This is a genomic window from Microbacterium galbinum (assembly GCF_023091225.1).
GTDB classification, from domain to species: Bacteria; Actinomycetota; Actinomycetes; order Actinomycetales; family Microbacteriaceae; genus Microbacterium; species Microbacterium galbinum.
In genome coordinates, this window is sequence record NZ_JAHWXM010000001.1 from 117,574 (window position 1) to 138,214 (window position 20,641).

20 protein-coding genes and 2 tRNA genes are annotated in these 20,641 nt (G+C 68.5%); 17 read left to right on the top strand and 5 right to left on the bottom strand.

What is annotated here, in order from left to right; all coding sequences use genetic code 11:
- Positions 1-80 precede the first annotated feature (80 nt).
- Entirely contained in the window at positions 81-329 is a 249-nt protein-coding gene (secG, locus tag KZC52_RS00565; protein WP_247622132.1) for a preprotein translocase subunit SecG, read from the top strand.
- The gene (locus KZC52_RS00570; RefSeq protein WP_247622133.1) at positions 329-682 is read left to right on the top strand and encodes an RNA polymerase-binding protein RbpA; all 354 of its coding nucleotides are present in this window, start codon (positions 329-331) and stop codon (positions 680-682) included. The genes secG and KZC52_RS00570 overlap by 1 nt, the downstream gene beginning before the upstream one ends.
- Before the next feature lie 76 nt (positions 683-758).
- Here the strand turns inward: KZC52_RS00570 and KZC52_RS00575 are convergent, their stop codons facing one another.
- Both KZC52_RS00575 and KZC52_RS00580 read right to left on the bottom strand, forming a co-directional pair.
- Entirely contained in the window at positions 759-1,976 is a 1,218-nt protein-coding gene (locus KZC52_RS00575; protein WP_247622134.1) for a hypothetical protein, read from the bottom strand.
- Positions 1,977-2,077: 101 nt separating this feature from the next.
- Positions 2,078-2,151, bottom strand: a tRNA-Gly gene (locus KZC52_RS00580).
- 107 nt (positions 2,152-2,258) lie between these two features.
- Between KZC52_RS00580 and KZC52_RS00585 the strand changes: the two genes are divergently transcribed.
- The 11 genes from KZC52_RS00585 to KZC52_RS00635 all read left to right on the top strand — a co-directional run bounded on the left by KZC52_RS00585 (position 2,259) and on the right by KZC52_RS00635 (position 12,208).
- Positions 2,259-2,332, top strand: a tRNA-Pro gene (locus tag KZC52_RS00585).
- Positions 2,333-2,392: 60 nt separating this feature from the next.
- Entirely contained in the window at positions 2,393-3,856 is a 1,464-nt protein-coding gene (gene tig, locus KZC52_RS00590; protein ID WP_247622135.1) for a trigger factor, read from the top strand.
- 70 nt (positions 3,857-3,926) lie between these two features.
- Entirely contained in the window at positions 3,927-4,409 is a 483-nt protein-coding gene (locus tag KZC52_RS00595; protein ID WP_247622136.1) for a tetratricopeptide repeat protein, read from the top strand.
- Between the two features lie 80 nt (positions 4,410-4,489).
- On the top strand, positions 4,490-5,086 hold the full coding sequence (locus KZC52_RS00600; RefSeq protein ID WP_247622137.1) for an ATP-dependent Clp protease proteolytic subunit: 597 nt from the start codon (positions 4,490-4,492) through the stop codon (positions 5,084-5,086).
- Between the two features lie 20 nt (positions 5,087-5,106).
- Positions 5,107-5,748: an ATP-dependent Clp protease proteolytic subunit gene (locus KZC52_RS00605; RefSeq protein ID WP_247622138.1), complete on the top strand. Its 642-nt coding sequence runs from the start codon at positions 5,107-5,109 to the stop codon at positions 5,746-5,748.
- 152 nt (positions 5,749-5,900) lie between these two features.
- Entirely contained in the window at positions 5,901-6,836 is a 936-nt protein-coding gene (locus tag KZC52_RS00610; protein WP_247622139.1) for a sugar-binding transcriptional regulator, read from the top strand.
- On the top strand, positions 6,833-7,834 hold the full coding sequence (gene deoC / locus KZC52_RS00615) for a deoxyribose-phosphate aldolase (protein WP_247622140.1): 1,002 nt from the start codon (positions 6,833-6,835) through the stop codon (positions 7,832-7,834). The genes KZC52_RS00610 and deoC overlap by 4 nt, the downstream gene beginning before the upstream one ends.
- A 14-nt stretch (positions 7,835-7,848) precedes the next feature.
- Complete coding sequence (locus KZC52_RS00620; protein WP_247622141.1) at positions 7,849-9,291, top strand: aldehyde dehydrogenase family protein; 1,443 nt, start codon at positions 7,849-7,851, stop codon at positions 9,289-9,291.
- The gene (locus KZC52_RS00625; protein ID WP_247622142.1) at positions 9,288-10,139 is read left to right on the top strand and encodes an aldehyde dehydrogenase family protein; all 852 of its coding nucleotides are present in this window, start codon (positions 9,288-9,290) and stop codon (positions 10,137-10,139) included. The genes KZC52_RS00620 and KZC52_RS00625 overlap by 4 nt, the downstream gene beginning before the upstream one ends.
- Positions 10,140-10,322: 183 nt before the next feature.
- Complete coding sequence (clpX, locus tag KZC52_RS00630; RefSeq protein WP_247622143.1) at positions 10,323-11,591, top strand: ATP-dependent Clp protease ATP-binding subunit ClpX; 1,269 nt, start codon at positions 10,323-10,325, stop codon at positions 11,589-11,591.
- Positions 11,588-12,208: an NUDIX hydrolase gene (locus tag KZC52_RS00635; protein WP_247622144.1), complete on the top strand. Its 621-nt coding sequence runs from the start codon at positions 11,588-11,590 to the stop codon at positions 12,206-12,208. The genes clpX and KZC52_RS00635 overlap by 4 nt, the downstream gene beginning before the upstream one ends.
- Here the strand turns inward: KZC52_RS00635 and KZC52_RS00640 are convergent.
- The 3 genes from KZC52_RS00640 to valS all read right to left on the bottom strand — a co-directional run bounded on the left by KZC52_RS00640 (position 12,142) and on the right by valS (position 15,556).
- Positions 12,142-12,639, bottom strand: a complete 498-nt coding sequence (locus KZC52_RS00640; protein WP_247622145.1) for a GyrI-like domain-containing protein — start codon at positions 12,637-12,639, stop codon at positions 12,142-12,144. The genes KZC52_RS00635 and KZC52_RS00640 overlap by 67 nt on opposite strands.
- Before the next feature lie 86 nt (positions 12,640-12,725).
- Complete coding sequence (locus KZC52_RS00645) at positions 12,726-12,941, bottom strand: hypothetical protein (RefSeq protein WP_247622146.1); 216 nt, start codon at positions 12,939-12,941, stop codon at positions 12,726-12,728.
- Positions 12,941-15,556, bottom strand: a complete 2,616-nt coding sequence (gene valS, locus KZC52_RS00650; protein WP_247622147.1) for a valine--tRNA ligase — start codon at positions 15,554-15,556, stop codon at positions 12,941-12,943. Before valS ends, KZC52_RS00645 begins: the two co-directional genes overlap by 1 nt.
- Before the next feature lie 169 nt (positions 15,557-15,725).
- On the opposite strand from valS, the gene KZC52_RS00655 reads away from it, so the two are divergent.
- From KZC52_RS00655 to KZC52_RS00670, 4 genes are read left to right on the top strand one after another with little or no spacing between them, the layout of a single operon-like run.
- The gene (locus KZC52_RS00655) at positions 15,726-17,336 is read left to right on the top strand and encodes an ABC transporter substrate-binding protein (RefSeq protein ID WP_247622148.1); all 1,611 of its coding nucleotides are present in this window, start codon (positions 15,726-15,728) and stop codon (positions 17,334-17,336) included.
- A 33-nt stretch (positions 17,337-17,369) separates the two neighbouring features.
- Positions 17,370-18,314, top strand: coding sequence for an ABC transporter permease (locus tag KZC52_RS00660; RefSeq protein WP_247622149.1), 945 nt, complete (start codon positions 17,370-17,372; stop codon positions 18,312-18,314).
- The gene (locus KZC52_RS00665) at positions 18,311-19,123 is read left to right on the top strand and encodes an ABC transporter permease (RefSeq protein ID WP_247622150.1); all 813 of its coding nucleotides are present in this window, start codon (positions 18,311-18,313) and stop codon (positions 19,121-19,123) included. Before KZC52_RS00660 ends, KZC52_RS00665 begins: the two co-directional genes overlap by 4 nt.
- On the top strand, positions 19,120-20,634 hold the full coding sequence (locus KZC52_RS00670; RefSeq protein ID WP_247622151.1) for an ATP-binding cassette domain-containing protein: 1,515 nt from the start codon (positions 19,120-19,122) through the stop codon (positions 20,632-20,634). Before KZC52_RS00665 ends, KZC52_RS00670 begins: the two co-directional genes overlap by 4 nt.
- The last annotated feature ends 7 nt before the right edge of the window (positions 20,635-20,641 follow it).

The following is a 20,641-nucleotide window of genomic DNA, read 5'->3' on the forward strand; positions in this document are numbered from 1 at the left end:
TGCAGCGGGGCTTCGGCCCCGCTGCACCGTATACTTGACCGTTACGGGGGCACTCCTGCCCCAGCGAAAGGCTCTTCCTCGTGGCAATTCTCGAGTTCGTCCTGCAGGTCGTGCTGGGCATCACCAGCGTTCTGCTGACCCTTCTCATCCTTCTTCACAAGGGTCGCGGTGGCGGCCTCTCCGACATGTTCGGGGGAGGGATGTCCTCGGCTGTCGGCTCGTCCGGTCTCGCCGAGCGCAACCTGAACCGCTTCACGGTCGTTCTGGCATTGGCCTGGTTCGTGGCGATCGTCGCGCTGGGACTCATCACGAAGTTCGAGGTGATCTGATGGCTACCGGTGGCAACGCCATTCGTGGCACCCGCGTCGGCTCCGGCCCCATGGGCGAGCAGGACCACGGTTACCACGCCGACCGCATCGCGGTCTCGTACTGGGACGGCCTCGGCAACGAGACGGTTCGCTACTTCGCGGCTGGCCTGCCCGAAGAGGAGATTCCTGACACGATCGATCACCCGCAGTCCGGTCTGCCGGCCGGTCGCGATCGTGAGAACCCGCCTGCGCTGGCGAAGACGGAGCCGTACAAGACGCACCTCGCCTACGTGAAGGAGCGTCGCACCGACGAGGAGGCCGTCCAGCTCCTCGACGATGCGCTCACTCAGCTGCGCGAGCGTCGCGGGCAGTAGTTCCGCAGACAGACATCACGAAGCCCCCGCGATCGAATCGCGGGGGCTTCGTCGTCTCTCGCCCCGCGCCGCAGCGTCAGCGGCAACCGGCGGCCGCGGCGATGTAGCTCTCCGGCGGGTAGCCATAGGCCCAGACGCCGTTCGCATCATCGGAGAATCCCATGCTGATCGCCCAGGCGGTCGCCCACTTCTCGATGCTGTCCTGGGTGGAGGAGTCGTACATGTCCTCGCACTTCACGCTGATCGCGTGGCCGACCTCATGCGCGACGAGCGCCTTGCTCCGATCGGCAGGCCACTGCTCGGCGACCGAGTTCGACAGCAGGATCACGGAGCGGTCGGGCTCGTCCCACCACCAGGTCGTGTAGCCGCCCATGCTCCCGTTGTCGCCCGCGCCGTTCACGATCGGGGCCCAGTCGAACTCGAGCAGCACGCCCGGGGCGAGCGAACGAGCGAACGCCTCGATCTCGAGCCGGGCGCCGAGCAGCGGGCCGGCCTTCTCCGCCATCTCCGCATCCTGAGAGACGACGACCTGGGCGGCGGACGCCTGGAGAGCGGTGAAGCGAGCCACGGCATCCTCGTCGAGCGTCGTGAGCGGAGCGATGTCCTCGGCGGCCGTGCGCATCGAGATGATGTCGAGGTTCTTCGCGGAGAGGTGCGCGGCTTCGAAAGCGGGAACGGCGGCGGCGGCACCGGTGACGATCGTGCTGGCGGCGTCGACCATCGCGGCGTCGGCCTGCTCCACCACGGGGAGCTGCGCGTCGAGGTCGGTCAGGAGCGCGTCGGCGTCGTCGGCCTGCGAATCGAGAAGATCCGCGGTGCCGAACAGCTCCCAGAACCACCCCGGCTTCTCGCCGAGTCGCGGCGGGTCCTGCGCCGTCAGCTCCTGGGCGGTCGCGGTCTCGTCCTTCGCGTCGGCGATCGCCGTGGTGAGATCGTCGAGCGGGATGCCGTCCATCAACACGCCGGTGTCGGCAGCGATCAGCTGATCGGCGGAGGTGGTGGTCGCGGTCAGCCCGTCGACACCGGAGTCGAGCGCCGTGCGCGCAGAGATCGTGTCGGTGCGGATCGCCTGGTACGAATCGGCCGCATCATCGAAGCGGAGATTGGCGCCGATGTGAACCGTCGTGAACGCCCCGACGGCGAGGGCTGCTCCGACGATTCCGAAGACGAGGGCCTTCGGTGCGGAGCGGCGGCGACGGACGGCCGCCTCGGTTCGGCCGGAGAACCGGAACGGGAGATGGTGGTGGCCGTTCAGGGGGACAAGCCCGTTCGGAGGTCGATTCCCGTCGCTCACCGGCATCCCCCTCGTCGTGGCACCACGTGGATATGCCCTCGAGTCTAGGAGATGCCGCGGACGACGAAGGCCCTCGTCTCGCGACGAGGGCCTTCGTGATGTGGAGGGGCTGACGGGAATCGAACCCGCATCATTAGTTTGGAAGACTAAGGCTTTACCACTAAGCTACAGCCCCGGAAAACGAGCCCGGAAGCTCGGTTGCCGACTCATCGACTATACCGGACTCTGAGGCATGCTCCTGTCCGTTAGACTCGGTGGGGCTGAATCTGCGTGCGGATTCCCCGGGGCGTAGCTCAGTTTGGTAGAGCGCCCGCTTTGGGAGCGGGAGGTCGCAGGTTCAACTCCTGTCGCCCCGACACGGCCCCCAAGGCTCACGGCCGCGGTGCACCGCGGAAATCACAAGGAGACACACAAGCATGGCGAACAGCACCGTCGAGAAGCTGACCCCGACCCGGGTCAAGCTCACCATCACGGTCACCCCGGACGACCTCAAGCCGAGCATCGCTCACGCCTACGAGCACATCGCTCAGGACGTCCAGATCCCCGGCTTCCGCAAGGGCAAGGTCCCTGCTCCCATCATCGACCAGCGCGTCGGACGCGGTGCCGTCATCGAGCACGCGGTCAACGAGGGTCTCGACAAGTTCTTCCGCGAGGCGAGCGCCGAGCACAAGCTGCGCATCGTCGGTCGTCCGTCGGCCGACATCACCCAGTGGCCGAGCGAGAAGGACTTCTCCGGCGACCTGCTCGTCGACGTCGAGGTCGACGTGCGCCCCGAGATCGAGCTCCCCTCCTACGAGGGCATCACCCTCACGGTCGACGCCGTCGAGGCGGATGACGCCGCTCTCGATGCCGAGCTCGAGAACATGCGCGCGCGCTTCGGCACGCTGGTCCCCGTGGACCGCCCCGCAGCGAAGGGCGACTTCGTCGAGCTCGACCTGGTCGCCACCATCGACGGTGCCGAGATCGACCGCGCCGAGGGCGTGTCCTACGAGGTCGGCTCGGGCGAGCTGCTCGAGGGCATCGACGACGCGATCGAGTCGCTCACCGCCGGTGAGGACACCACCTTCCGTTCGGCTCTCGTGGGCGGCGACCACGCCGGTTCCGAGGCAGAGGTCGCCGTGACCGTCAAGGCCGTCAAGGAGCGCGAGCTCCCCGAGGCCGACGACGACTTCGCGCAGATCGCGAGCGAGTTCGACACGATCGCCGAGCTGCGTGCGAGCCTCGCCGAGCGCGTGTCGCAGCAGGGCGTCTTCACCCAGGGGTCGGCCGCGCGCGACAAGCTCGTCGAGACGCTGCTCGAGCAGATCGAGATTCCCGTTCCGCCGCAGCTCATCGAGGACGAGGTGCACAACCACCTCGAGGGCGAGAACCGCCTCGAGGACGACGTCCACCGTGCCGAGGTCACCGAGGCGAGCGAGAAGCAGTTCCGCACGCAGGTGCTGCTCGACACGATCGCCGAGCAGGCCGACGTGCAGGTCTCGCAGGAGGAGCTCAGCCAGTACCTCGTGCAGTCCGCTGCGCAGTACGGCATGGCCCCGCAGGAGTTCGTCGAGGCTCTGCAGTCGTCGAACCAGCTCCCCGCCCTCGTCGGAGAGGTCGCGCGCAACAAGGCGCTGGCGGTCGCCCTGGGCAAGGTCAAGGTCGTCGACACCAACGGCAAGCCGGTCGATCTGTCGGACTTCATCGTGACCGATGACGAGGCAGAAGCAGCGGAGGCCGAGGAGGCCCCCGCCGAGAAGAAGGCTCCGGCCAAGAAGGCTCCGGCGAAGAAGGCTCCCGCCAAGAAGGCGGCCGACGCCGACGCCGACGAGAAGCCGGCTGCGAAGAAGCCCGCCGCCAAGAAGGCTCCGGCCAAGAAGGCGGCCGACAAGGCCGAGTGATCTCACGATCACGATGAAAGGGGCGGATGCTGCGGCATCCGCCCCTTTCTCATCAGCGAAGGAGTAACCGATGGATGACTGGGACACGCGGATCGATGCCGTGTGGGCGGACGACGCCCTGACCGATGCGGAGCGAATCACGCGTATCGACGCCCTCGCGGCGGAGCGGAGCGACGACGATGCCCGTGCTCTGTTCGAGCGGGCGGGGGCCCGTGACTCCGCCGGTATCGAGGCGGAGGCCGAGGTGCTCTACCGACGTGCTCTCGCCGAAGGTCTCGACGAGGAGCATCGGCCCCAGGCCGTCATCCAGCTCGCGAGCACGCTGCGGAACCTCGGGCACACCGACGAGGCGCTGGACATGCTCCGGGCCGAGCGGGAGCGAGGCGGCGCGTTCGGCGATGCGGCGTCGGCCTTCTACGCCCTCGCACTGGTGTCGAGCGGCGATCCCGTGCGCGGCGCCGCCATCGCGCTGGAGGCGCTCGCGCCGCACCTGCCGCGGTACACGCGCTCGGTCACCGGATACGCACGCGAACTGGTCGATCCGCCACGCTGATATGCCGACGGCGAACAACGGCCTGGAGGCTGCGCGGTCGCCGGTAGATTCGAAGCACGAACACGGAAACAGGAGCTGAAATGGCTGCAGAACCCCTTGTCGCGACGAGCGTCTTCGACAGGCTGCTGAAGGATCGCATCATCTGGCTGGGCTCAGAGGTGCGTGACCAGAACGCCAACGAGATCTGCGCGAAGATCCTTCTTCTCGCCGCAGAGGACTCGGAAAAGGACATCTACCTCTACATCAACTCGCCCGGTGGCTCGATCACCGCGGGAATGGCGATCTACGACACGATGCAGTTCGTGCCGAACGACATCGTCACCGTCGGCATCGGCATGGCCGCTTCCATGGGGCAGCTGCTGCTCACCAGCGGCACCAAGGGCAAGCGCTACATCACCCCGAACGCACGTGTGCTGCTGCACCAGCCCCACGGCGGCTTCGGCGGAACCTCGAGCGACATCCAGACCCAGGCGCAGCTCATCCTCTCGATGAAGAAGCGCCTCGCCGAGATCACCGCCGGCCAGACGGGCAAGTCGGTCGAGCAGATCAACGCCGATGGCGACCGGGACCGCTGGTTCACGGCCGAGGAGGCGCTCGAGTACGGCTTCGTCGATCACATCCGCGAGCACGCCAGCGACGTCACCGGTGGCGGCGGCACGGCCGACGACGCCGCGTAATCCGGATTCGAAAGGACACCATGTACACGCCCACTTTCCAATCCGCAGGCAACCTGCCCTCCAGCCGCTACGTGCTCCCGCAGTTCGAGGAGCGCACGGCCTACGGCTTCAAGCGCCAGGACCCGTACAACAAGCTGTTCGAAGATCGCGTGATCTTCCTCGGCGTGCAGGTCGACGACGCATCCGCCGATGACGTGATGGCCCAGCTCCTCGTGCTCGAGAGCCAGGACTCCGAGCGCGACATCACGATGTACATCAACTCGCCCGGTGGCTCGTTCACCGCGATGACGGCGATCTACGACACGATGCAGTACGTCGCGCCGCAGATCCAGACCGTCGTCCTCGGCCAGGCGGCTTCCGCGGCATCCGTGCTGCTCGCGGCCGGCGCGCCGGGCAAGCGTCTCGCGCTTCCGAACGCTCGCGTTCTGATCCACCAGCCCGCGATGGGCGAGGCGGGCCAGGGGCAGGCGTCCGACATCGAGATCCAGGCGGCGGAGATCCTCCGCATGCGCACCTGGCTCGAAGAGACCATGGCGAAGCACACCGGCAAGCCGGTCGAGCAGATCAACCGCGACATCGATCGCGACAACATCCTCTCGGCCGAGCAGGCTCGGGAGTACGGGATCGTCGATCAGGTGCTCACCTCGCGCAAGCGCGCCTGAGTCACTCTCTTCGAAGGGGTGTCGGTCATCTGACCGACACCCCTTCGTCGTACCCGGCAGATGTGCGGACGGATGCCTCTCACTGCTCATATGAGCATGAGCGTGCACCAACGCGGGAAGCGTCGTACGCTGGATCACGGAAGGAGGATGCCGTGGAAGACGAACTGCTCATGGTCCGGGTCGCCGAGCTGTACTACGACGAGGACAAGACGCAAGACGAGATCGGCGGACTCCTCAAGATCTCGCGCTGGAAGGTCGGCCGTCTTCTGACCCAGGCGCGCGAGCGCGGCATCGTCCGCATCGAGATCATCCACCCGCGCGCCCGGCGTCTCGGCCTCGAGCGGGAAGTCGTCGAGCGCTTCGGATTGAGCGACGCGGTCGTGGTGCCCGCCCCCGAGGGCGATGACGGCACGCTGGAACGCGTCGCCCAAGCAGCGGCAGACTTCCTCACCGCGCTCCGTCCCGTTCCCCGCACGCTCGGAGTGAGCTGGGGGCGCACTCTCCGCGCGGTGGCCGAAGCTCTTCCCGACGGGTGGGCGAACGGCGTCACCGTCGTCCAGCTCAACGGGGGAGTGAGCCTGAACCGCCGCTCGGGCGGGGCCGCAGGGCTCGCCGTGACGATCGCGCAGCGCGCGAACGGGCAGGTGTCGCTGCTGCCGAGCCCCGCCATCCTCGAGCGCGTCGAGACCAAACAGGCGATCGAGTCCGATCGCACCGTCGCCGGCATCCTGGAGGAGGCCGCCGACGCGCAGGCCTTCCTGTTCACGGCCGGTCCGTGCGACGCCTCCTCGGCGCACGTCGAGAACGGCTACCTCAGCGCCGAAGACGTCGATGAGCTCGCCCGACGCGGAGCCGTCGGAGACGTGCTCGGCCGCTACGTCGATGCCGAGGGCAACATCGTCGACGCGAAGCTCGACGCCCGTACGGTCGGCGTGAGCCTCGACCGCCTGCGCGGAGCGAAGAAGGCGATCTTCGTCACCGCCGGCCCCGCGAAGCATGACATCGCCCGCACCGTCGTCACCAGCGGCCTGTGCGGGGTACTGGTGACAGATGAGACCACAGCACGAGCATTGTTGGAGGAACGATGACGACCAATGAACTGACCCGCAGAACGGCGGTGGACGTGCTCGGCGGAGATCCCGACGACGCGACGCTCCGCCGCTTCCTGCACGGCCTCCCCGGCGTCGACGCCGTCGGCCTCGAGCAGCGCGCCGCGGGCCTGGGCACGCGATCGATCAAGACGACGTCGAAGGCGTGGGCTCTCGACACGATCATCAAGCTGATCGACCTCACCACTCTCGAGGGGGCCGACACCCCCGGCAAGGTGCGTTCTCTGGTCGCCAAGGCCAAGAACCCGGATGCTGCGGACCCCACGACCCCGAAGGTCGCCGCGGTGTGCGTCTACGGCGACATGGTCGGAGACGCGGTGACCGCACTCGGTGCCCTGCACGGCGATCCCGACGAGGGGCTGATCTCGGTCGCCGCCGTCGCGACGGCGTTCCCGAGCGGCCGTTCGTCGCTCGAGATCAAGCTCGCCGACACGGCCGAGGCCGTCGCCGCCGGAGCCGACGAGATCGACATGGTCATCGACCGGGGAGCATTCCTCTCCGGGCGCTACGGGATCGTGTTCGACCAGATCGCGCGCGTGAAGGAAGCCTGCCGCCGCGAGGACGGCAGCTACGCCTCGCTCAAGGTCATCCTCGAGACCGGTGAGCTGAACACCTACGACAACATCAAGCGGGCGTCGTGGCTCGGCATCCTCGCGGGTGGCGACTTCATCAAAACCTCGACCGGAAAGGTGCAGCCGGCGGCGACTCTCCCGACGACGCTACTCATGCTCGAGACGGTGCGCGACTGGCACCGCGCGACCGGCGAGAGGATCGGTGTGAAGCCCGCCGGCGGCATCCGCTCCTCGAAGGACGCGATCAAGTATCTCGTCACCGTCGCCGAGACCGTGGGGGAGGAGTGGCTCCAGCCGCACCTGTTCCGCTTCGGCGCCTCGAGCCTCCTCAACGACGTGCTGCTGCAGCGTCAGAAGCTCACCACCGGCCACTACTCCGGCCCCGACTACGTCACGATCGACTGACTGGGATACGCAAAATGTCATTTCTGGAATACGCCCCCGCGCCGGAATCCACGGCGCTGCTGAACCTCAAGGACAGCTACGGCCTCTTCATCGACGGTGAGTTCGTCGACGGATCCGGCAACAGCTTCACCACCATCTCGCCCGCGACCGAGAAGCGCATCGCCGAGATCGCGACCGCGAGCGATGACGACGTCGACCGCGCCGTCGCCGCTGCACGCCGTGCCTACGAGAAGACGTGGTCGCGGATGAGCGGTCGCGACCGCGGCAAGTACCTCTTCCGCATCGCCCGCCTCGTGCAGGAGCGCGCCCGCGAGCTCGCCGTGGCCGAGAGCCTCGACAACGGCAAGCCGATCAAGGAGAGCCGTGACGTCGACGTGCCCCTGGTCGCCGCCTGGTTCTTCTACTACGCCGGGTGGGCCGACAAGCTCGATCACGCCGGCCTCGGCGCGAACCCGCGTGCGCTTGGCGTGGCCGGTCAGGTCATCCCGTGGAACTTCCCGCTGCTGATGCTCGCGTGGAAGCTCGCCCCTGCTCTCGCGGCAGGCAACACGGTCGTGCTGAAGCCCGCCGAGACGACGCCGCTCACCGCGCTGATCTTCGCGGAGATCCTGCAGCAGGCGGACCTGCCCGCCGGTGTCGTCAACATCATCACCGGTGCCGGGCCGACGGGCGCGGCCCTCGTGCGCCACCCCGACGTCGACAAGGTCGCCTTCACCGGTTCGACCGGCGTCGGCCGCGACATCGCGAAGGCGGTGGCCGGCACGAACAAGAAGCTCACGCTCGAACTCGGCGGCAAGGCCGCGAACATCGTGTTCGACGACGCGCCGATCGACCAGGCGGTCGAGGGGATCGTCAACGGCATCTTCTTCAACCAGGGGCACGTGTGCTGCGCCGGAAGCCGCCTGCTCGTGCAGGAGTCGATCCACGACGAGGTCATCGACCGGCTCAAGACGCGCCTGTCGACGCTGCGTCTGGGCGACCCGCTCGACAAGAACACCGACATCGGCGCCATCAACTCCGCAGCCCAGCTGGCACGCATCCGCGAGCTCAGCGACATCGGCGAGGCGGAGGGCGCCGAGCGCTGGACCGCGGACTGCGCGATCCCGGAGAAGGGCTTCTGGTTCGCCCCGACGATCTTCACCGGCGTCGAGGCCTCGCACCGCATCGCGCGTGACGAGGTGTTCGGCCCGGTGCTCTCGGTGCTGACCTTCCGCACGCCGGCCGAGGCGATCGCCAAGGCCAACAACACCCCTTACGGCCTCTCCGCGGGCATCTGGTCGGACAAGGGATCGCGCATCCTCGCCGTCGCCGACCGCCTGCGCGCGGGCGTGGTGTGGGCGAACACGTTCAACCGTTTCGACCCGTCGAGCCCGTTCGGCGGATACAAGGAGTCCGGTTACGGCCGCGAGGGCGGCCGCCAGGGTCTCACCGCCTACCTGAAGGGATCGGCAGCATGAGCAAGCGACTGACCGTGCCGAAGACGTACAAGCTGGCGATCGGCGGCGCCTTCCCGCGCAGCGAGTCGGGACGCACCTACGAGGTCGTCTCACCGAAGGGAGCCTTCCTCGCGAACGCGGCGCAGGGTTCGCGTAAGGACGCCAGGGATGCCGTCGTCGCGGCGCGTTCCGCGGTGAAGGGCTGGTCGGGCGCCACCGCGTACAACCGCGGCCAGGTGCTCTACCGCGTCGCAGAGGTGCTCGAGGGCCGTCGCGCGCAGTTCATCGATGAGATCGTCGCCCAGGAAGGGCTGTCGGCATCGGCCGCAGCCTCGCAGGTCGACGAGGCGATCGACCTCTGGGTCTGGTACGCGGGATGGTGCGACAAGTACGCGCAGGTCGCCGGCAACGCGAACCCCGTGGCGGGTCCGTACTTCAACATCACCGTTCCCGAGCCGACGGGTGTCGTCGCGATCGTCGCACCGCAGGACTCGGCGCTGCTCGGTCTCGTCTCGGTCGTGGCACCGGCGCTCGTCGCGGGCAACACGGTCGTCGTGATCGCGAGTGAGCGGCATCCGCTGTCGGCCATCAGCCTCGCCGAGGTGCTCGCGACCAGCGACGTGCCCGGCGGCGTGGTGAACGTGCTCACCGGCTCGCCGGCCGAGATCGCGCCGTGGCTCGCCTCGCATCAGGACGTGAACGCGCTCGACCTCGCGGGTGCCGGTGCGCTCGAGTGGGTCGACCTGCAGATCGCGGCCGCCGAGACGCTCAAGCGCGTGGTCGCGCCGGGTGAGGTCGTCGCCTCGCCCGAACGCATCGCGGCGTTCACCGAGGTCAAGACCGTGTGGCACACCAAGAGCATGATCTGATCCGACCTGATCCGATTTCTCGACGAAGGGCCGGTTCGCAGGATGCTGCGGGCCGGCCCTTCGTCGTGTCGAGCGCTCCGAACCGAGGCTCTCTGACACGGCCCCTGTCCCAATGCGTCCCGGTGTCCGATGCAGAGGTTAGGCTCGAAGCACGATCTCTGGATCCCCCATAGGAGGACGCGCATGGCCCGTATCGGTGAAAGCGCTGACCTGTTCAAGTGCTCGTTCTGCGGAAAGAGCCAGAAGCAGGTGCAGCAGCTCATCGCTGGCCCCGGTGTGTACATCTGCGACGAGTGCGTCGAGCTGTGCAACGAGATCATCGAGGAGCGGATGGCCGAGTCCTCCGCCGAGGGAGTGACGGACTTCGATCTGCCCAAGCCCCGCGAGATCTTCTCCTTCCTCGAGGAGTACGTCGTCGGTCAGGAGCCCGCTAAGAAGGCGCTCGCCGTCGCCGTCTACAACCACTACAAGCGCACCCGAGCGCACAGCACGCTGCAGCCGGCGGAGCAGAAGGCCGACGAGGTCGAGATCGCGAAGAGCAACATCATGCTCATCGGGCCGACCGGGTGCGGCAAGACCTATCTCGCGCAGACGCTCGCTAAGCGGCTCAACGTGCCGTTCGCCGTCGCCGATGCGACCGCGTTGACCGAGGCCGGCTACGTCGGTGAAGACGTCGAGAACATCCTCCTCAAGCTCATCCAGGCGGCGGACTACGACGTCAAGCGCGCCGAGCAGGGCATCATCTACATCGACGAGATCGACAAGGTGGCCCGCAAGGCCGAGAACCCGTCGATCACACGCGACGTCTCGGGCGAGGGCGTGCAGCAGGCGCTGCTCAAGATCCTCGAGGGCACGGTCGCCTCGGTCCCACCGCAGGGTGGACGCAAGCATCCGCACCAGGAGTTCCTGCAGATCGACACCACGAACGTCCTGTTCATCGTCGCCGGAGCGTTCGCGGGTCTCGAAGACATCGTCTCGGCACGCGTCGGCAAGCACGGCATCGGCTTCGGCGCCCCGCTGCATGACAAGGGCAAGGATCTCGATCTCTTCAGCGAGGTGCTGCCCGACGACCTGCACAAGTTCGGTCTGATCCCCGAGTTCATCGGCCGTCTGCCCGTGATCGCCTCGGTGTCTCCGCTCGACCAGGATGCCCTGATCGACATCCTCACCGGCCCGCGCAACGCGCTCGTGAAGCAGTACCAGCGCATGTTCGAGCTCGACGGCGTGCAGCTCGAATTCGAAGACGACGCGCTCCGCTCGATCGCCGACCTCGCCGTCGAGCGCAAGACCGGCGCTCGGGGCCTTCGCGCGATCCTCGAAGACGTGCTCGGTCCGATCATGTTCGAGATCCCCTCGGCCGAAGACGTCGCCAAGGTGATCGTGACCCGCGCCGCCGTCGATGAAGGCGCGCCTCCCACCATCGTGATGGAGCGCAAGCGCAAGAGCGCGTGACCTCGGACCGGGCGTCGTCGCCCGAACCCTGGGAGACCCGCCGGTCCGAAACCATCGTCTCCGATCGGTGGATCTCGGTGCGTGCCGATGACTGCGTCGATGCCCGAGGGCGGACGATCGCGCCGTACTACGTTCTCGAATACGGCGATTGGGTGTCCGTGCTCGCCATCGACACCGCCGGCGACGCCGTCATCGTCGAGGAGTATCGTCACGGGGCCGGCATCGTCGCGTGGGGCACGATCGGCGGTGGCGTAGCCGAGGGTGAAGACGTGGCCGTCGCAGCCGCCCGCGAACTCCGAGAGGAGACCGGATACGAGGCGGCGTCGATGATCGCGCTCGGTGCGACGTGGGCGAACTTCGGCAACCACACGAACCGCGTCCATCATTTCGTGGCGCTCGGCTGTCAACCGACGTCCGAGCAGTCGCTCGACGAGAACGAGGACATCAGAGTCCATGTGGTTCCGTTCGAGGGCCTCGCCGAGCACCTGCATCAGAGCTATCACCAGCTCACCTGGTACAAGGCGGAGGAGTTCCTCCGGACGACGGGACCTCAGGCGACCGGCAGGATGAGGTCGGTGCGCAGCTCTTCGGGATCCTCGGTCGGGTCGGAGACGTAGACCTCGATCCAGATCCCCCGGTGGTGCAGGCCCTCTGCGCCGGCTCTCTCGGCGAGGCCCATCCACGCCCGCCCGAGACCGTCGTACGATCCGATGTGCGTCGTCGCGGCGGCGTCGCCGGATGGAAGGGTGGACGCCTGCACCGACGCGCCGCTCGCGGTGATCAGTGGATCCGTCGGCGCTGTCGTGACGGGGAAGCCGAGTTCCAGGTCGAAAACGCCCATGGGGTCCCCGTGGTAGATCGCCACGGCGGGCCCCGCCGGCACGAGCGTGCCGTCGTGGAAGAAGGCGGCGATCGCGCCGTAGCCGGTGTCGAAGGCGTTGCGCAGGTCTGCGATGCGGATGCTCTCGTGCCGGATCACCGCCAGAGGAGCGGGATCGAGAGTGAGGCGCTCCATCGCGCCGAACGGGCTGTCGGGAAAGGCGTTCATGCCCACATCGTCGGGGCTTCCCGCGGAAACCGCAAGAGGCCCCTCCGCCGGTGGGCGGAGGGGCCTCTCACGATGACTGCAGGGCGTCAGTCCTCGAACGGGCGGGCGATGACCTCACCCGTCGCGGACTGCAGGACCTCCCAGCCGGCGTCGAGCTCGGCGATCGCACGCCCCTCGAGCCAGGTGAGTGTCCAGTGACCGGTGACTCCGCGCGACTCGACCTCGGCGATCGCGGGGCGGAGAGCCGCGGGAACCGATGCGGGAGCCTCGGAACCGGTGGCCCAGCGCGTGCCCAGCTGCATCAGGAAGCCTCGGTCGGTGCGAGCTCGATGGCGGTGACGGCGAAGGCATCCGCCTCCACGAACTCCAGCTCGGCGATCCGGCCCACGGCCCGCAGGTCGTCGGCGGCGGCTTCGAGAGCAACGAGCGTCGTGGCGGGCGCGGCGATCACCGCACGTGACACCGGAGTCTTCTGCGACGCCTTGGCCTCGGTCTTCGCACGGCGGATACCGATCAGCGCCTCGCTCGCGGCCGACAATACGGCGGTGTCGCCCTCGATGCCGAGAGCCTCGGGCCAGGCTGCGGTGTGCACCGAGCCCTCCTCGAACCACGACCAGGCCTCCTCGGTCGCGAACGACAGCACGGGCGCGAGCAGCCGCAGCAGGGTCGACAGGGCGAGGCGCAGCGCGAGGGCGGCGGATGCCTGCCCCACGTCGTTCTGGTTGTAGGCACGTTCCTTCACCAGCTCGAGGTAGTCATCGCAGAACGTCCAGAAGAACGCCTCGGTGATCTCGAGCGCACGGGCCTGGTCGTAGTTCTCGAACGCGGCGGTGGCCTCGGCGATCACTCCGTCGAGCGCGCTGAGCATCGAAGCGTCGAGGGCGTGCGTGACCTGAGCGCCCTCGGGCACCGGGAACGATAGCACGAACTTCGCCGCGTTCAGCACCTTGATCGCGAGACGACGACCGATCTTCACCTGCGTCGGGCTTTGCGGGTCGAAGGCGGCATCGGCGCCGAGGCGGCTCGATGCGGACCAGTAGCGCACGGCATCCGATCCGTGCGTCTCGAGGATGTCGGCGGGCGTGACCACATTGCCCTTGGACTTCGACATCTTCTTGCGGTCGGGGTCGACGATGAAACCGCTGATCGCGGCGTTGCGCCACGGCGAGCGGCCGTCTTCGAGCACGGATCGCAGCATGGTCGAGAAGAGCCAGGTGCGGATGATGTCCTGGCCCTGCGGGCGCAGGTCGAACGGGGCCGTGAGGTTCCACAGCTCCTCGTCGCGCTGCCAGCCGCCGGCGAGCTGCGGGGTGAGCGACGAGGTCGCCCAGGTGTCGAAGATGTCGGCCTCGGCGTCGAAGCCCCCCGCGACGCCGCGCTGGTCCTCGGTGTAACCGTCGGGCACGTCAGTGGTCGGGTCGATCGGAAGCGACGCGGCATCCGGCACGATCACGCGCTCGTAGTCGCGTTCGCCGTTCTCGTCGAGTCCGTACCAGAGCGGGATCGGCACGCCGAAGAAGCGCTGACGCGAAACGAGCCAGTCGCCCGTGAGTCCGCCGACCCAGTTCTCGTAGCGCACGCGCATGAAGTCCGGGTACCAGTTCAGCTCGGTGCCGTGCGAGAGCAGCTGCTCGCGCAGGTTGCCGTCGCGGGCGCCGTTGCGGATGTACCACTGGCGCGTCGACACGATCTCGAGCGGGCGGTCGCCCTTCTCGAAGAACTTCACCGCGTGGCTGAACGGCTTGCCGACCGCGGTCATGTCGCCGGTCTCCTGCAGCTTCTCGACGATCGCCTTGCGGGCGCTGAAGACCGTCTTGCCGGCGACCTCCTCGGCGTACCAGGCGCGGGCGTCGGCGTCGGCGACGGTCGAGGGCGCCTCCGGCAGGAAGCGACCGTCCAGGCCGATCGTGGTCATGTTCGGCAGCGACTCGCCGGCGGCGGTGCGCAGTTCGCGCCACCAGATGATGTCGGTCACGTCGCCGAAGGTGCAGACCATCGCGGCTCCCGTGCCCTTGTCGGGCTGAGCGAGGTGGTGACCGTGGATCTCGATCTCGGCGCCGAAGAAGGGCGTGCGCACCTTCGTGCCGATCAGGTGCTTGTGCGGGCCCTCGGGGTGCGTCACGATCGCGATGCATGCGGGGAGCAGTTCCGGGCGGGTGGTGTCGATGGCGATCGACCCCGATCCGTCCGCGAAGGGGAATTCGATCGTGTGATAGGCCGCCTGCTGCTCGCGGTCCTCGAGCTCGGCCTGCGCGATCGCGGATCGGAAGTCGATGTCCCAGAGCGTCGGCGCGAGGGCCTGATACGCCTCACCGCGCTCGATGTTGCGCAGGAAGGCGAGCTGGCTCTGGCGGATCGTGTCGTCCGAGATCGTGCGGTAGGTCTGCGTCCAGTCCACGCTCAGGCCGAGCTGGCGGAACAGCGCCTCGAACTGCTTCTCGTCCTCGAGGGTGAGGCGTTCGCACAACTCGATGAAGTTGCGGCGGCTGATCGGCAGCTGGTCGGCGGCACGGCTCGACTTGTTGTCGCCGCCCTCGAACGGGGGAGTGAAGTCGGGGGTGTACGGGAGCGACGGGTCGCAGCGCACTCCGTAGTAGTTCTGCACGCGGCGTTCGGTCGGGAGGCCGTTGTCGTCCCAGCCCATCGGGTAGAACACCGTCTTGCCGCGCATGCGCTCGAAGCGCGCCTTGACGTCGGTGTGCGTGTACGAGAACACGTGACCGATGTGCAGGCTGCCGGATGCCGTCGGCGGCGGGGTGTCGATCGAGTACACGCCGTCGCGGCCGGACTGCGCCGCCCGCAGGCGGTCGAACAGGTAGGTGCCCTGCTCCGCCCAGGCGGCATCCCACTTCGCTTCGAGACCTTCGAGTGCGGGCTTGTCGGGAATCTGGTTCTGCGCGATTTCGGAAGCAGGCATGAAGGGTCTCCTCGAGCGATGTATGCGGCACTGTGTGAGCGTGCCTGAGTGTGGGTGTGCCCACCAGTCTAGCGAGGGCGCACGCGAGCGGATGCCGTCGCAAATCGACCCAGTCCAAGAATCGGTCCTAGACTGATCCCACCCCCATTTTTCGTTCTGAGGAATCGTCATGCCCGCAGCATCCGTGCGCCGTCTTCTCCCCGCCGCGGCGATCGTCGCCGTGACCGCCCTGGCGCTCAGCGCCTGCGCCACCCCCGGTGGACAGGACGGTGACCGCGAGGTGGTGTGGTCGATCGAGGGCGCGAACCTCTCCGCCGGTCACATGGACCCGCAGGTCAGCCAGCTCGACGTGTCGGGCACGGTGCAGCGCGCGGTGCTCGACTCCCTCGTCTTCCAGGAGGAGGACGGCACGTTCTCCCCGTGGCTCGCGACCGACTGGACCGTGTCGGACGACAGCACGGAGTACACCTTCACGCTGCGCGACGACGTCACCTTCACCGACGGCGAGCCCTTCGACGCGGCGGCGGTCAAGGCGAACTTCGACCGCATCGTCGACCCGGAGACCGCATCCGCGCAGGCGGCGAGCATGCTCGGCGCCGACTTCTACGCGGGTACCGAGGTCGTCGACGACCACACGGTGACGGTGAGCTTCACCCAGCCCTACGCTCCCTTCCTGCAAGCGGCCAGCACGCCGCAGCTCGGGTTCTACTCGCCGGCCGTCCTCGCCGACTCCGCCGATCAGCTCAAGGCCGGTGGCCCCGGGATCACCGTCGGCACCGGGCCGTTCGAGCTCACCGAGTACACGCCCGACCAAGAGCTCGTGTACACGCGCAACGACGACTACGCCTGGGGTCCGCACGGCGAGGGAGCCCCGAAGTTCGAGACGCTGCGCGTCGAGATCCAGCCCGAGGCATCCGTCCGTGCGGGCGTCGTGACCAGCGGCGAGGCCGACCTCGCGAGCAACATCCCGCCGAACCTCGCCGGAGACCTCGGCGACGGTGTGAGCGTCGACTCCGTCGAGTACCCGGGCCTCCCGTACTCGCTCTACCTCAACGAGAAGTACGGCGTGTTCGCCGACGAGAAGGTGCGCCAGGCGTTCGCCCGCGGCATCGACATCGACCCCGCGGTCGAGGAGATCTTCTTCGGCCAGTTCCCCCGCGCCTGGAGCGTGTTGAGCTCGACGACGCCGGGTTACGACGCCGCCATCGAGGGCACCTGGGCTTTCGACCCCGACGAGGCGAACCGCCTCCTCGACGAAGCCGGCTGGACCGAGCGCGACACCGACGGCATCCGCATGAAGGACGGCGCGCGTCTCTCCGCACGCTGGATCGCCTGGACGCCGGTGCCCGACGACCGCGCGGCCCTCGCGAACGCGATCCAGTCCGACCTGAAGAAGATCGGCTTCGAGATCGAGCGTGAGGTGCTCGAGCCGGGCGCCTACAACGAGCAGTACGGACCGAAGACGTTCGACCTCACCGACTGGGGCTTCTCGGGCGTCGACCCCGACTTCCTGCGCGCGCACCTGCACACCGACGGATTCCAGAACGCCTCGCAAGTGACCGATCCCGAGGTCGACGGGCTGCTCGAGCAGGCCGTGGCCACCAGCGACCAGAACCAGCGCAATGCGATCTACACGCAGCTGCAGGAATGGAACGCCACCTACACGGCGATCGTGCCGCTCTACAGCCCGTCGGCGATCACCGCGGTCGGCGAGCGCATCGACGGACTCTCGTACGACCTCTACGGTCGGCCGCTGTTCTACGATGTGACGGTCGGCTGACCCGGGTCGACGCACGGCGGTGAGAGGAGAGCGGTGAAGGCTGCGCTCGCGAAGATCGCCGGTCTCGTCGCATCCGTGGTGGTCGTGCTGTGGGGCGCCGCGACGGTGGCGTTCCTGGCCTTCCGCGTGATCCCCGGCGATCCGGTGTCGGTGATGCTCGGCCCCCAGGCGCAGGTCAGCGAAGCGGTGAAGGACGGCATCCGAGAAGACCTCGGTCTGAACCGTCCACCGTTCGAGCAGTACGTCGACTATCTCGGCCGGCTGGTGCGCGGGGACCTGGGGGAGTCGTATCAGTTGCGGATGCCGGTGGCGGAGGTTATCGGTCGGCAGCTCGGGGCGACCCTGCAGCTCTCGGCGCTCGCATTGCTCATCGCCGTCGTGATCGCCCTCTCCGTCGCGCTGCTCGTGCGCGGGGAGACAGCGCGTGCGGTCGCGACGGGTGTCGAGCTGGTCGTGCTCTCGTCACCGGTGTTCTGGATCGGACTGGTGCTGTTGAGCGTGTTCGCGTTCGGCCTCGGTTGGTTCCCCGTGTCGGGCGCGCGCAACCCCGCCACCATCGTGCTTCCGGCGATCACGCTCGCCCTGCCCGTCGCGGCACTGCTCGGGCAGGTGCTGCGCGACGGCCTCGTGCAGGCCGAGCGGATGCCGTTCGCCGAGACCGTGCGCGCTCGGGGTGCGAGTGCGGGGTGGTTCACGCTGCGGCACGGTCTGCGCCATGGGGCAGCGGGAGCCGTGACGCTGACCGCCTACCTCACCGGATCGGTGCTCGGCGGGGCGGTGCTGGTCGAGACCGTCTTCGCGCGGCCGGGACTCGGACGGGTGACGCTCGCCGCGATCAGCGACCGCGACCTCCCCGTGATCTCGGGGATCATCCTGCTCAGTGCGCTCGTGTTCGTGATCGTGAACGTCATCGTGGAGCTGGTGCATCCGCTCATCGACCCGCGCGTGCGCGCGGTCGACCGTGGGGCGAGCCGATGAGCCGCGCGCAGCGGGGGCTGCTGTGGGCGGCCGTCGGGGTGCTGTGCCTCATCGCGTTCGCCGCCGCCTTTCCCGGAGTCCTCGCGACGCACGACCCCGTGCTCACCGATGTGCGGGGAGCATTGCTCCCGCCGAGTGCCGACCACCTCTTCGGCACGGACCAGAGCGGCCGCGACGTGTACTCCCGGGTCGTGTTCGGCGCCGCGCGTTCGGTCGGTATCGGGCTGCTCGCCACGGCGATCGCGCTGGTGGCCGGGCTCGCCATCGGAGCGGTCGCGGGTCTCGCACCCCGTTGGGTCGACGTGTCGCTGATGCGCGTGAACGACGTGCTCATGGCATTCCCCGAGTTCCTGGTCGCGCTCGTCGTGATCGCCGTGCTCGGGCCGGGGCCGGTGAACGTCGCGATCGCCGTGACGCTCGCCGCGGTGCCCGTGTACATCAGACTCGCCCGCGTGCAGACGCGCACCCTCCGCGTCGCCGAGCACGTGGAGGCCGCCCGCATCCTCGGCGTGCCGCGTCTGGTGGCGTTCTGGCGGCATGTCCTCCCCGGCGTGCTCGGATCGCTGAGCGTGCTGGCGACGATCGGCATCGGGTCGAGCATCCTCGCCGCCTCCGGACTCAGCTTCCTCGGGCTCGGCCCGGCGGAGCCGACACCGGAGTGGGGCCTCATGCTCGCGGGCGGTCGGAACGTGCTCGGTCAGGCCTGGTGGATCTCGGTGTTCCCCGGCATCGCCATCACCGTCACGGTGGTCGCGGCGACGATCGTCGGTCGCGTGCTGCGGGCGCGCGCGGAGGGGAACGGGCGATGAGCGAGAACAGCGTGCCGGTCATCGAGGTGGAGAGCCTGCGCATCACGATCGACGGTGCCGCGGTCGTGGACGGGGTGTCGCTCACCGTGGCACCCGGCGAGTGCGTCGCGATCGTGGGCGAGTCCGGGGCGGGGAAGTCTCTCACCGCCCGGGCGCTTCTCGGGCTCGCTCCCCGCCGAGCCGCCGTCACCGCCGACGCGATGCGCGTCGGCGGCACGGACGTGCGCGGCCTCGACGAGCGCGGATGGCGAAGCGTGCGCGGGGCGCGTGTCGCCCTGGTAGCTCAGGACGCCCTCGTGGCCCTCGACCCGCTGCAGCGCATCGGATCGGAGATCGCGGAGCCTCTGCGCCTGCACGCGCGGGCGGGCGGCGCACTGCGGGATCGGGTGCTCGCGCTGCTGCGCCGGGTCTGGATGCCGGACCCCGAGCGACGCGTGCGCCAGTATCCGCACGAACTCTCGGGCGGTCTGCGCCAGCGGGCGCTCATCGCCTCGGCGCTCGCCGCCGGGCCCGCCGCACTCATCGCCGATGAGCCGACCACGGCGCTCGACGCCACCGTGCAGGCGAAGATCCTCGGTCTGCTGAGGGAGATCGCGGATGCCAGTACCGCCGTTCTCTTCATCAGCCACGACTTCGCCGCCGTGCGCCTGCTCGCGGACCGGGTGCTGGTGATGCGCGACGGAGAGATCGTGGAGGAGGGCGCCGTCGCCGAGGTGCTCGAGGATCCGCAGCATCCGTACACGCGGCAACTCATCGCCGCGACCCTGCACGAGCCCCGTGAGGCGGGCGATGCCGGCGGTGAAACGGTCGCCTCGGTCGAGCGGGTCTCGGTAGCGTTCGCAGGGGTCCCCGCCGTCGTCGATGCCTCGTTCGACGTGCGCCAGGGAACGACACTCGGGATCGTCGGGGAATCCGGATCGGGCAAGACCACGCTCGCACGGGTGCTGTTGGGGGTGCAGGCGCCGGGTACCGGGAGCATCCGCTGGAACGGGGCGCACCGGGTGCAGTTCGTTCACCAGAATCCGCTCGGCGCCTTCGATCCGCGCTGGAGCGTCGGCCGTTCCCTGCACGAGGCGCTCGCGGCGGGCGGCGTACCGCGTGCCGAACGTCGGGAGCGCGTCTCGGCCCTTCTCGGTGAAGTCGATCTCGATCCGTCCTTCGCCCGGCGTCGCCCGTCGGAACTCTCCGGCGGGCAGAGGCAGCGCGCGGCGATCGCCCGCGCGCTCGCGGCGAATCCCGACGTGCTCGTGCTCGACGAGCCGGTCTCGGCGCTCGATCCCTCGGTGCGGGAGCGCGTGCTGCGTCTGCTCCACCGGCTGCAGCGCGAAAGGCGGTTGACGATGGTCTTCGTCTCCCACGACCTCGACGTCGTGGCAGCGGTCGCCGACGACGTCCTGGTGATGCAGGGCGGCCGGATCGTGGAGCAGGGGGCGGTCGCCGAGGTGTTCGCGGCTCCGCAGCATCCGTTCACCCGGGAGCTGCTCGCGGCGAGCGGCGTCCGCCGACCCTGATCGGGTC

Coding starts and splice junctions, on each gene's coding strand:
- KZC52_RS00570 (WP_247622133.1), top strand. CDS start 329: ATGGCTACCGGTGGCAACGCCATTCGTGGCACCCGCGTCGGCTCCGGC.
- tig (WP_247622135.1), top strand. CDS start 2,393: ATGGCGAACAGCACCGTCGAGAAGCTGACCCCGACCCGGGTCAAGCTC.
- KZC52_RS00595 (WP_247622136.1), top strand. CDS start 3,927: ATGGATGACTGGGACACGCGGATCGATGCCGTGTGGGCGGACGACGCC.
- KZC52_RS00600 (WP_247622137.1), top strand. CDS start 4,490: ATGGCTGCAGAACCCCTTGTCGCGACGAGCGTCTTCGACAGGCTGCTG.
- KZC52_RS00605 (WP_247622138.1), top strand. CDS start 5,107: ATGTACACGCCCACTTTCCAATCCGCAGGCAACCTGCCCTCCAGCCGC.
- deoC (WP_247622140.1), top strand. CDS start 6,833: ATGACGACCAATGAACTGACCCGCAGAACGGCGGTGGACGTGCTCGGC.
- KZC52_RS00620 (WP_247622141.1), top strand. CDS start 7,849: ATGTCATTTCTGGAATACGCCCCCGCGCCGGAATCCACGGCGCTGCTG.
- KZC52_RS00625 (WP_247622142.1), top strand. CDS start 9,288: ATGAGCAAGCGACTGACCGTGCCGAAGACGTACAAGCTGGCGATCGGC.
- clpX (WP_247622143.1), top strand. CDS start 10,323: ATGGCCCGTATCGGTGAAAGCGCTGACCTGTTCAAGTGCTCGTTCTGC.
- KZC52_RS00640 (WP_247622145.1), bottom strand. CDS start 12,639: ATGAACGCCTTTCCCGACAGCCCGTTCGGCGCGATGGAGCGCCTCACT.
- KZC52_RS00645 (WP_247622146.1), bottom strand. CDS start 12,941: ATGCAGCTGGGCACGCGCTGGGCCACCGGTTCCGAGGCTCCCGCATCG.
- valS (WP_247622147.1), bottom strand. CDS start 15,556: ATGCCTGCTTCCGAAATCGCGCAGAACCAGATTCCCGACAAGCCCGCA.
- KZC52_RS00655 (WP_247622148.1), top strand. CDS start 15,726: ATGCCCGCAGCATCCGTGCGCCGTCTTCTCCCCGCCGCGGCGATCGTC.
- KZC52_RS00665 (WP_247622150.1), top strand. CDS start 18,311: ATGAGCCGCGCGCAGCGGGGGCTGCTGTGGGCGGCCGTCGGGGTGCTG.
- KZC52_RS00670 (WP_247622151.1), top strand. CDS start 19,120: ATGAGCGAGAACAGCGTGCCGGTCATCGAGGTGGAGAGCCTGCGCATC.